Origin of the sequence: Streptomyces sp. VRA16 Mangrove soil, assembly GCF_017377775.1 — a bacterium.
Lineage (GTDB): Bacteria > Actinomycetota > Actinomycetes > Streptomycetales > Streptomycetaceae > Streptomyces.
This window is the reverse complement of record NZ_JAFVLN010000025.1, coordinates 90110-99947: the sequence shown is the minus strand read 5'-3', so window position 1 is coordinate 99947 and position 9838 is coordinate 90110. Positions and strand designations below refer to the sequence as shown.

Genomic DNA, 9838 nt, shown 5'->3' with positions numbered 1-9838 from the left:
TGGCGGCGAGGGTGTCCGACTTGTTGCCCTTGTCGCAGACGATCTCGTACGTGACCAGGGTGATCGGGTAGGCGCCGTCGGCCTTGGTCGCGTAGTTCAGCTCCAGGGCGAGGTCGTTGCCCGTGCCCACGACCTTGGCGTCGGCGATCGCCTTGGACGCGTTGTCCGTGGTGGCCTTGACCGGGGCGGAGGCGCCGGTGTCGATGTCGACCGTCTTCAGGCCGTCCTTGGCGTAGGACAGCTCGACGTACGTGATCGAGCCGGAGGTCTGCTTGACCTGCTGGGCGAGGCCGGAGGAGCCCTGCGCGGACTGGCCGCCCTTGGCCTGCCAGGCCTTGCCGCCCTCGTACTTCCAGTCGCTCGCGGCCGTGGCCTTGAGGTACTTGGTGAAGTTGTCCGTGGTGCCGGACTCGTCGGAGCGGTGGAACGCCTGGATCTTGGTGGACGGGAGCTTCGCGTCCGGGTTCAGCTTCTTGATCGCGGCGTCGTCCCACTTGGTGATCTTCGAGTCGAAGATCTTGGCGAGGGTCGGGCCGTCCAGGACGAGGTTGTCGACGCCGTCCAGGTTGTACGCGACGGCGATCGGGCCGCCGACCATCGGCAGGTCGATGCCCTGGCCGCCGGAGCAGACCTTCTTGGAGGCGGTGATCTCCTCCGGCTTGAGCGCGGAGTCCGAGCCGGCGAAGGCGACCTGGCCCTGGTTGAAGGCGGTGACACCGGCGCCGGAGCCGTCCGGCTTGTAGTTGATCTGCACGCCGCTGCAGGCCTGCGAGTACGCCTTGCGCCAGGCCTCGATCGCGTTGGCCTGGGCGGAGGAGCCGATGCCCAGGAGCTGGCCCTTGGCGTCGTCGCACTTGATGTTGCCGGCCTTGGCGGTGGCGTTCGAGCTGCTGTTGTCGCTGCCGTTGCCGGTGTCGTCGGAGCCGCACGCCGTGAGGGCCAGGGCGCCGGAGACGGCGAGAGCGCCGAGGGAGAGGGCGCGGAGCCGGTTCTTGCGCTGAAGCTTCACCTTCGGATGTTCCTTCCAGGAGCCGCCGGCCTCGGGGTTCTGCTCTTTGGCGGCGTGCGAAAGTCTGCGGATTTTTCAGTCGAGCGGTGGGGTGTTCCCCGTTGCCGGGGGCGCACCGCGTAAGGCCGAAATTAGGCAGATCAGGTGAAGCGGCCGATGGGCACGAGTGAACGGAGGGTGAACCTAAGCGGGCGGTGCGGTTAGGTCACGGAGCGGTCACGTCACGTGGTCCTCAGGACGTGCTCGTACTCCTGTCGCTTCCCTGGCCCGGCACGTCAGCACCGGAGCAACACCCGTCACCAGGACGCGCCGGCCACGGTCGGTGACGGGGTCTTCATCGAGGACACGTCGAGGGCAGGACCCTGGTGGACTCGGGTAGGCAAGGGGAAGCGGACCGGGACTCGGAAGTCGAGATCGAGAAAGCGAGCAAGCGCGCTGCTCGCAGTGGAGCGGATCGGGCTGCGGAAGGCGCCGCGCACGGCGGGCCTCGCCGGTTCGGCCGGCTCGGGGTGTCGCGGGAGCCCTTCCGGCTCGGCGACCAGCGCAGGGATCCCGAGGAACGGCCATTTCCGAACGCCCTCTCAGGGTGGGGCCGGCGCAGACGGCACCGCTCGCTCCGCCTCGGCCCCGCCCGGAGGCCAGCCCGGCGACACCTGACGTACCTCCGTAGACGCCCTGGAGCCCCCCTCCCATATCCCGCACGTCATATCGCCGTAACCAGTGATTCAGACACCCTTGCGACCCTCACGGAATGCAGCCCCCCGCGCCCGACTCCGCCTCGACCCCGCCGGAAGACCCCACCTCGCAAGCGCGCGCACACGGCAGGCTCCGTCTCGCCCCCGCGCTCAGCGACCTTCCCGCCGCGCCCGAGACCGTCTCCGCGCGGAAGAATGGGGCCATGAGCCAGCCGAACGCCGCCCAGGACCAGTCCGCCGCCGAGTCCGAGCCCGCAGCCCCCTCGGCCTCGCACCCGCAGCCCTCCGTGGGCTCCCTCGCCGCACACCGCCCGCACCCCCTGCCCACCGGGGAGTACGAGAGGTCGGCCGCGAAGCTCGCCGGGATCGTCGCGGACATCGACGCGGACCCGGACGACTACGACGAGGACGACTACGCGGACCACGAGGGCGCAGAGCTCCCGCAGGGACGTTTCCTGGACCGCGAACGCAGCTGGCTGGCGTTCAACGAGCGGGTTCTCGAACTCGCCGAGGACCCGGCGACGCCCCTCCTGGAGCGGGCGAACTTCCTGGCGATCTTCGCCTCGAACCTGGACGAGTTCTTCATGGTCCGGGTGGCGGGGCTCAAGCGGCGCATCGCGACCGGCGTCGCCACCCGTTCGGCCTCAGGGCTCCAGCCCCGCGAAGTGCTCGAACTGATCTGGAACCGCTCGCGCGAACTCATGGCCCGGCACGCCGCCTGCTACCAGGACGAGGTCGCCCCGGCCCTGGCCGACGAGGGCATCCACGTGGTGCGCTGGAACGAGCTGACCGAGAAGGAGCAGTCCCGGCTCTACACGCTGTACATGCAGCAGATCTTCCCGGTGCTCACCCCGCTGGCCGTCGACCCCGCGCACCCCTTCCCGTACATCTCGGGACTCTCGCTCAACCTCGCGGTCGTCGTCAGCAACCCGGTCAGCGGTCACCGCCACTTCGCCCGCGTCAAGGTCCCGCCGCTGCTCTCCCGCTTCCTGGAGGCGTCCCCGCAGCGCTACGTGCCCATCGAGGACGTGATCTCCGCGCCCAAGCACCTGGGCGAGCTGTTCCCCGGCATGACCATCGAGGAGCACCACATGTTCCGCGTGACGCGGAACGAGGACCTGGAGGTCGAGGAGGACGACGCCGAGAACCTCCTCAAGGCCCTGGAGAAGGAGCTCATGCGGCGCCGCTTCGGCCCGCCGGTGCGCCTGGAGGTCGAGGAGACCATCGACTCCGAGGTGCTCAGCCTCCTCGTGCGCGAGCTGAAGGTCAGCGAGGCGGAGGTGTATCCGCTGCCGGGTCCCCTGGACCTCACGGGCCTCTTCTCCATCGCGGGCATCGACCGGCCCGAGCTGAAGTACCCGAAGTTCGTCGCGGGCACCCACCGTGACCTCGCCGAGGTGGAGTCCGCCTCGGCCCCCGACATCTTCGCGGCCCTGCGCAACCACGACGTCCTGCTGCACCACCCGTACGACAGCTTCTCCACGTCCGTCCAGGCGTTCCTGGAGCAGGCCGCCGCCGACCCGGACGTGCTCGCCATCAAGCAGACGCTGTACCGCACCTCGGGCGACTCGCCCATCGTGGACGCGCTGATAGAGGCGGCCGAGGCCGGCAAGCAGGTCCTCGTCCTCGTCGAGATCAAGGCGCGCTTCGACGAGCAGGCCAACATCAAGTGGGCGCGGAAGCTGGAAGAGGCCGGCTGTCACGTCGTCTACGGGCTCGTCGGCCTCAAGACGCACTGCAAGCTCTCCCTCGTGGTGCGTCAGGAGGGTGACTCCCTCGTCCGTTACTCGCACGTGGGCACCGGCAACTACCACCCCAAGACCGCCCGTCTGTACGAGGACCTGGGGCTGCTCACCGCGAACCAGGAGGTCGGGGCCGACCTCTCCGACCTCTTCAACCGGCTCTCCGGCTACTCGCGCCGCGAGACCTACCGCCGCCTCCTCGTCGCGCCCAAGTCCCTGCGCACGGGCCTGATCACGCGCATCGAGAAGGAGGTCCAGCACCACCGTGCGGGCCGCCCCGCCTCTGTCCGTATCAAGGTCAACTCGATGGTCGACGAGGCCATCATCGACGCCCTCTACCGGGCGTCGCAGGCGGGCGTCCCGGTCGACATCTGGGTGCGCGGCATCTGTGCCGTGCGGCCCGGCGTCGCGGGCCTGTCCGAGAACATCCGGGTCCGCTCGGTCCTCGGCCGCTTCCTGGAGCACTCCCGGGTCTTCGCCTTCGGCAACGGCGGCGAGCCCGAGGTGTGGATCGGCAGCGCCGACATGATGCACCGCAACCTCGACCGCCGCATCGAGGCCCTGGTCCGCGTCGAGGACCCGGCCCACCGCGCGGCCCTCAACCGGCTGCTCGAAACGGGGATGTCCGACGCCACCGCCTCCTGGCACCTGGGCGCGGACGGCAACTGGACCCGGCACGCGACCGACTCTCAGGACCCTGCCGGGCGCCCCCTGCGGAACGTACAGGAGATGCTCATAGACGCCCGGAGGCGCCGGCGTGGCACAGCAACACCTTGAGTCCAGCGAGCCGTTGGAGACCGATCCCCGGACCGGACCGGGGGGACCGGAGGGAAGCGACGTCCTCGGGGCGTATCTCCAGGAGCAGGCGACCGAGTTCCTGCGCTCGCTGCGCCGGCACGGCGAGAGCGGCCCGGCGGGCCCGGTCGCGGACGCGGCCCGCGCCCTGCGCCGCGCCGCCCGCCGGATCAGCGGCACCCTGCACACCTTCCGCCCGCTCCTCGACCCGGAGTGGTCGGACGCACTGCGGCCCGAACTGGCGTGGCTGTCGGGCACGTTGGCGCAGGAGCACGCGTGCACGGACCGCCTCGCCCGGCTGAACGAGGCGCTGCACCGGCTGACCTCCCCCGCGGGCGGCGTCGCCCGGCTGCCCCAACAGGCGGCCGCGACCACGACGTTGGCGCTCGGCGCGGCCAAGGCGGCGGCGCTGCTCGACCGCCAGCTGACGCTCGCCAGGACCCGCGCCCACAGCACGGCGCTGCAGGCCCTCGGCAGCCCCCGCTTCCACGCGGTGGCGGACCGGGTCGCGGTGCTGGCCAGCGAGGTGCCGCTGACCGGCACCGACATCGGGCTGGCCAAGCTCGCGGGCGAGGCCGGGTCCCGCCTCGCCGAGGCCGTCGCCGCACTGCACCACACCGGGCCGCACCCGCAGGGCCACCACCAGCAGTACAGCCAGTACGACACGAACACAGACGCCCCCTGGCACCACGTACGCCTCCTGCTGCGCCTGCACCGCTACGCGCAGGAGGTCGTGCCCGGCGGCGACCTCGATCCCGTACGACTGTCGGCGGCCGCCCACGCCCTGAACACGCACCGCGACGCCGCGGAGGCCGCGGCCGCCGCGGCGCAGGCGGCCCGCACCCCGCGCATCGCCCCCGCGACGGCGTACGCCCTCGGCGTGCTCCACGCCGACCAGCGCCATCAGGTGGAGGCCGCAAGGAACGCGTTCAGAAAAGCGTGGCAGCGAGAAACGGTGGGAACCCCATGACCGTGCACAACGACACCGACACTGTTCTGGCCGCCGGCTGTGTCCTGTGGCGCAGCTCTCGGACAGGTGACGACATCGAACTCGCCTTGGTCTACCGGCCGAAGTGGGGGGACTGGTCCTTCCCCAAGGGCAAGGCCAAGCAGGGCGAGGCGCTGCCCGACACCGCAGTGCGCGAGGTACTGGAGGAAACCGGGGCGACGTGCGTTCTGGGCGTTCCTCTCCCCGAGTCCCGGTACCTGGACGCCCGAGGCCGCCCGAAGGAGGTCCATTACTGGGCGGCGCAGGCGACCGGCGGCACGTTCACCCCCAACTCCGAAGTCACCCGCCTGCAGTGGTTGCCTCCGGCCCAGGCGTTCGGCCTGCTCACTCACAGCCGGGACAGGATGCTGCTCACTGCGTTCCTCGACACCCGCCACGCCGTGGGCCGCACTCCCTGACGCGGGCGGCGGGGGCCGGGAGGGTCTGGGTCATGCGGCGACTCTCCTGCGCAGGATGTGGTGCGTGAGGAGCACGAGCAGGGCGGTCAGGGCCAGTACCGTCGCCGTTTCCATGAGGTGCAGCTGCCAGAAGCCGTGGATGCCGGTGAGTTGACCGGCGACGCAGGTGTCGCCGGTGCTCCGGCAGGTCGTGGAGCTGACCTCGGAGTGGAGGCGGACGCCCTTGTTCAGCGTGTAGGTCACCGAGGGCGGCCATACGAAGGCGTTGCGGGCCGCGCCGACGAGCACCGTGGCGAGGAGCGTCGAGAAGAAGGCGAGGCCCATGCCCGAGACCGTGCGCCGCATCAGGAACGCGGCCAGCGCGCCGATCGCCAGGCCGAGCAGCGGCCACGCCGCGGCGGCCGGGCCCAGCGCCCCGAACGTCGTCGACGACTGCCACCACTGGTTCTCCATGAGGCGCGCCGCGTCCCCGGTGGCCGCCAGTCGGCGCAGGAGGACGAGCAGGGTCGTGCCCGCGATCAGGAACACGGCCGGCACGGCGAGCGTCGCCGCCAGCCAGCGCGCCGGACGCACCCCCTGCGTCCACGCCAACCGGGCGGTGCCGAGCTCCAGTTCACGCCCGACGAGGGTGCCGCCCGCGAAGACGCCGGCGAGCAGCGGCACCAGGCCGATCAGGAACTCCGCCCAGGCGACGGCCCCGACGTACGCCCCCTTGCCGGCGCAGAAGTTCATCGTCGAGGCCGCGCAGTGCGGGTCGATGCCGAGCCCGGACCTCCCCGGCCCCCATGCCCACAACAGCAGCCCCGCCGTGACGGAGACGTACGCGATCCAGATCCCCAGGGCGATCCGGTGCAGTCGCAGCACCGTCCACACCGGGCCCGAGGGACGGAGGGCCGTGCGCGGCCCGGGATGTGCCACTGCTGCGGGGACGGTCATGGGGCCACTCTCCTGCCGAGGACGCGGAACGCGATCAGGGTGACGATCACCGTGAGGACCAGCACCACGCCGGTCTCCACGAGCTGGAGCGGCCAGAAGTGCGACGGCGGGTGGCCCTCCGTGTAGTAGCCGGTGATGTTGTGCTCGGTGATGCAGGCCTGGTCGTTGACACAGATCGGGTCCACGATGTGGGCGCCGGAGCCCGTGATCGCGCCCTCGTCGACGACGTCGCCGGTGAAGCCGCGGTAGCCCTGGGCGAGGGTGCCCGTGACGGTGGTGGTGGGCCACAGGTACGGGCGGAGCAGATCGAGGGCGGCCGCCAGGGCGGCCGTCAGGAGGAAGCCGAGGGCGGCGCCGGCCAGCAGACGGCGCTGGAACAGGGCCGCGAGAGCGCCGCAGACGAGGCCGAGCAGCGGCAGCACGACCGCGACCGGGCCGAGCGCGTCGAAGCTGCCGGTGAACCAGCGGTTGTCGGTCAGTCCGGGCGCCGCCGCCGCGACCTGGCGGCGCAGCACGACCAGCAGACCGGTGCCCGCGACGAGCGCAAGGGCGGGCAGGGCCAGCTTGGTGAGGAGCCAGCGGGCCGGGGCGACGGACTGGGTCCACGTCAACTGGGCGGTCCCGCTCTCCAGTTCACGCCCGATGAGCGCGCCGCCCGCGAAGACCGCGACGGCCAGCGGCAGCAGGGAGAGGAAGCCGTCGGTGAGCGTCAGCGCGTAGTGGTACGGGTCGGCGGTCGGCCCCTTCGCCGTGCACCCGCCGGCCACCGCCGGGTCGCAGGTCCCCGTGATGTCGAGCCCCGAGGTGCCGGGCCCCCAGGCCCACAGCAGCACCCCGGCGCCCAGGACGACGTACGCGGCCCACAGCCACAGCGTGCCCCGGTGCAGCCGCAGCACGGTCCAGGTCAGGCCCCCGCGGGGCGAGAAGGCGGCGGCGCTCATCCGGTGGTCTCCTTCTTGGGCTGGTAGCGGCGGAGCACCAGGAAGGCGGCGACGACGAGGACGGCCGTGAGGGCGAGCAGGACGCCCGTCTCGGCGAGCTGGCGGGGCCAGTAGTCGGGGGAGGGCAGGTAGTGCCGGTCGAAGCCCGTGACGTGGTGGGCGGCGAGGCACTTCTGGTCCATGTAGCACTGCGGGTCGCTGATCTCGGTGCCGCCGGACGTGATCGCCTTGTTGTGGACCGGGATCTCGGGCTGCTGGTAGGCGCCCTGGAAGGGCCAGGAGTTGGCGCGCAGCGCACCGACCAGATACGTGCCGATGCCGGCGACGGCGAGCGCGGGCAGCGTGCGGCGCAGCACCAGCGCGGCGAGCACGCCGAGGGCGAGCCCGAACAGAGCGTTCGCGACCGTCGCCGGGCCGATGTTGAAGTAGAACGAGCGCGGGCCGATCCCGGCGACGAGCAGGTGCCCGTGCGCCCGCCACACCACCTCGTACAGCGCGACGACCAGGGTCGTGCCGACGGTGATCAGCAGTGCGGGCAGTGCCAGCTTGGCGGTGAGCCAGCGGGCCGGGGAGACGGACTGCGTCCACGCCAACTGCGCGGTGCCCAGCTCCAGCTCGCGGGCGATCAGCGGGCCCGCGGCGAAGACGGCGACGGCGACCGCGGCTGTCCGGGTGAGCGTCGCGGGATCGTAGAAGAGCGTGTCGAACGAGCCGAGGGGCGAGAGGAACTCGGGCAGCCAGGAGCTGAGCGGGAAGGACTTGCCGTCCCAGGCGGTGTCCTGCGCCCCCGCGTATCCGAACCTGTCGAACGCCTTCTGGGGCGCCGAGGCGCCGGGCCCCCACAGCCACAGCAGCAGGCCGAGGCTGACGGCGAGATAGCCGGTCCAGATCCACAGGGCCGTGCGGTGCAGCCGCAGCACCGTCCACACCAGGCCGTCGGCGCCCGGCAGGGTGCGCCGCACCGGGGACTTCCCCGCGGTCGGCCGCTCCAGCGTCGCGCTCATGCGGTCACCGCCGTGCGGTCCGTCGCCGTGGCGGCGGTGCTCGGGGTGAGCAGCGCCGGGGCGTCTGGGGAGCGCAGGTGCGCCAGGAGCAGCTCCTCCAGGGAGGGCTCCTGCACCTGCCAGCCGTCCCCGACCGGTCCGTCGCGCCGGATCAGGGCGGTGACGCCGCGGCCCGAGGCGCGGGACTCGACGACCGTGTGCCGCGACAGGTCGCCGCGCCCGGTGACCAGGCTGTGCGCGCCCAGCAGGTCGTCGATGCCGCCGCCGAGCCGGATCCGTCCGCCGCCGAGCAGCAGCAGGTGGTCGCAGGCGTCGGCCAGTTCGGACACGATGTGGGACGACATCAGGACGGTCGTGCCGTGCTCGGCGGCGTCCGCCATCAGCGTGCCCATCAGCTCGTGCCGGGCCAGCGGGTCCAGGTCGGCCATCGGCTCGTCCAGGAGCATCAGCTCGGGCCGCTTGCCGAGGGCGAGGGCGAGCGCGACGCGGGTGCGCTGGCCGCCGGAGAGCGTCCGCACCTTCGTCTTCGGGTCGAGGGCGCCGGCCTCCACGATCGTCGCCGCGTACGCCGCGTCCCACCGCTCCTTGTTGAGCTCCGCGCCCATCCGCAGGGTGTCCGCGATGGACAGCTGGGGGTGCAGCGGCTTGTCCTGGGAGAGGTACGAGACCTTGGGGCGGGCGCCGCCGGGCGCGGCGCCGAGGACGGTCAGGGTGCCGGAGCTCTGGCGCGTCAGGCCCGCGGCGATCGACAGCAGCGTCGACTTGCCCGCTCCGTTCGGCCCCACGAGGGCGCTGATGCGGCCCTCGGGCAGCCGGAACGAGCAGTCGTCGAGAGCGGCCTTGCCGTGCCGCCCGTACCGCTTGCCGAGGCCCGTCGCCTCGATCGCCGTGGTCATGAGGTCCCCTTGGTGATGGTGCCGAAGTGTGTTTCCAGCGCGACGGTGAACAGGGCCGCCACGTCCTCGCGGTCCATGCCGCTGTCTCTCGCCCGACTCATCCAGTCCTCCAGCTCGCTGCGCAGCGGTGAGTCGGCAGGGCTCGACCCCAGCGATCTGCGCACGAACGTGCCCAGGCCCCGGCGCGCCTCGACGAGGCCCTCCCGCTCCAGCTCGCGGTACGCCTTGAGCACCGTGTTCGGGTTGATCGCGGTGGCTTCGACGACCTCGCGCGCGGTGGGGAGCTTGTCCCCGGGCTCGAGCATGCCGAGCCGCAGTGCCTGCTCGGTCTGGTGGACGATCTGGAGATAGGTGGCGACGCCGCTGTGGCGGTCGATGCGGAACTCGATCGCAGGATTCGGTTGCTGTGCCAC

At 71.8% G+C, this 9838-nt stretch carries 9 protein-coding genes; 3 read left to right on the top strand and 6 right to left on the bottom strand.

Annotated elements, in window-relative coordinates:
• A partial coding sequence (gene pstS / locus J3486_RS40730) for a phosphate ABC transporter substrate-binding protein PstS (RefSeq protein ID WP_207829118.1) occupies positions 1–1009 on the bottom strand: 1009 nt, incomplete at its 3' end.
• A gap of 898 nt (positions 1010–1907) precedes the next feature.
• Here pstS and J3486_RS40725 point away from each other — a divergent pair.
• Genes J3486_RS40725 through J3486_RS40715 form a run of 3 tightly spaced genes read left to right on the top strand, consistent with a single transcriptional unit; the run spans position 1908 to position 5648 of the window.
• Positions 1908–4223 carry an RNA degradosome polyphosphate kinase gene (locus J3486_RS40725; RefSeq protein ID WP_229379386.1) on the top strand — a complete coding sequence of 772 codons (2316 nt, stop codon included), beginning with the start codon at positions 1908–1910 and terminating at the stop codon, positions 4221–4223.
• Entirely contained in the window at positions 4204–5211 is a 1008-nt protein-coding gene (locus J3486_RS40720; RefSeq protein ID WP_207829116.1) for a CHAD domain-containing protein, read from the top strand. Before J3486_RS40725 ends, J3486_RS40720 begins: the two co-directional genes overlap by 20 nt.
• Positions 5208–5648: an NUDIX hydrolase gene (locus J3486_RS40715; RefSeq protein ID WP_207829115.1), complete on the top strand. Its 441-nt coding sequence runs from the start codon at positions 5208–5210 to the stop codon at positions 5646–5648. Before J3486_RS40720 ends, J3486_RS40715 begins: the two co-directional genes overlap by 4 nt.
• Before the next feature lie 30 nt (positions 5649–5678).
• Here the strand turns inward: J3486_RS40715 and J3486_RS40710 are convergent, their stop codons facing one another.
• From J3486_RS40710 to J3486_RS40690, 5 genes are read right to left on the bottom strand one after another with little or no spacing between them, the layout of a single operon-like run.
• Entirely contained in the window at positions 5679–6584 is a 906-nt protein-coding gene (locus J3486_RS40710; RefSeq protein ID WP_207829114.1) for an ABC transporter permease, read from the bottom strand.
• The gene (locus J3486_RS40705; protein ID WP_207829113.1) at positions 6581–7525 is read right to left on the bottom strand and encodes an ABC transporter permease; all 945 of its coding nucleotides are present in this window, start codon (positions 7523–7525) and stop codon (positions 6581–6583) included. The genes J3486_RS40710 and J3486_RS40705 overlap by 4 nt, the downstream gene beginning before the upstream one ends.
• Positions 7522–8529 (bottom strand): hypothetical protein, encoded by a 1008-nt coding sequence (locus tag J3486_RS40700; protein WP_207829112.1) that lies wholly within the window; start codon positions 8527–8529, stop codon positions 7522–7524. The genes J3486_RS40705 and J3486_RS40700 overlap by 4 nt, the downstream gene beginning before the upstream one ends.
• A complete protein-coding gene (locus J3486_RS40695) occupies positions 8526–9425 on the bottom strand; it encodes an ABC transporter ATP-binding protein (RefSeq protein WP_207829111.1) in 900 nt (299 codons plus the stop codon). The genes J3486_RS40700 and J3486_RS40695 overlap by 4 nt, the downstream gene beginning before the upstream one ends.
• Positions 9422–9838 (bottom strand): GntR family transcriptional regulator, encoded by a 417-nt coding sequence (locus J3486_RS40690; RefSeq protein WP_307805155.1) that lies wholly within the window; start codon positions 9836–9838, stop codon positions 9422–9424. The genes J3486_RS40695 and J3486_RS40690 overlap by 4 nt, the downstream gene beginning before the upstream one ends.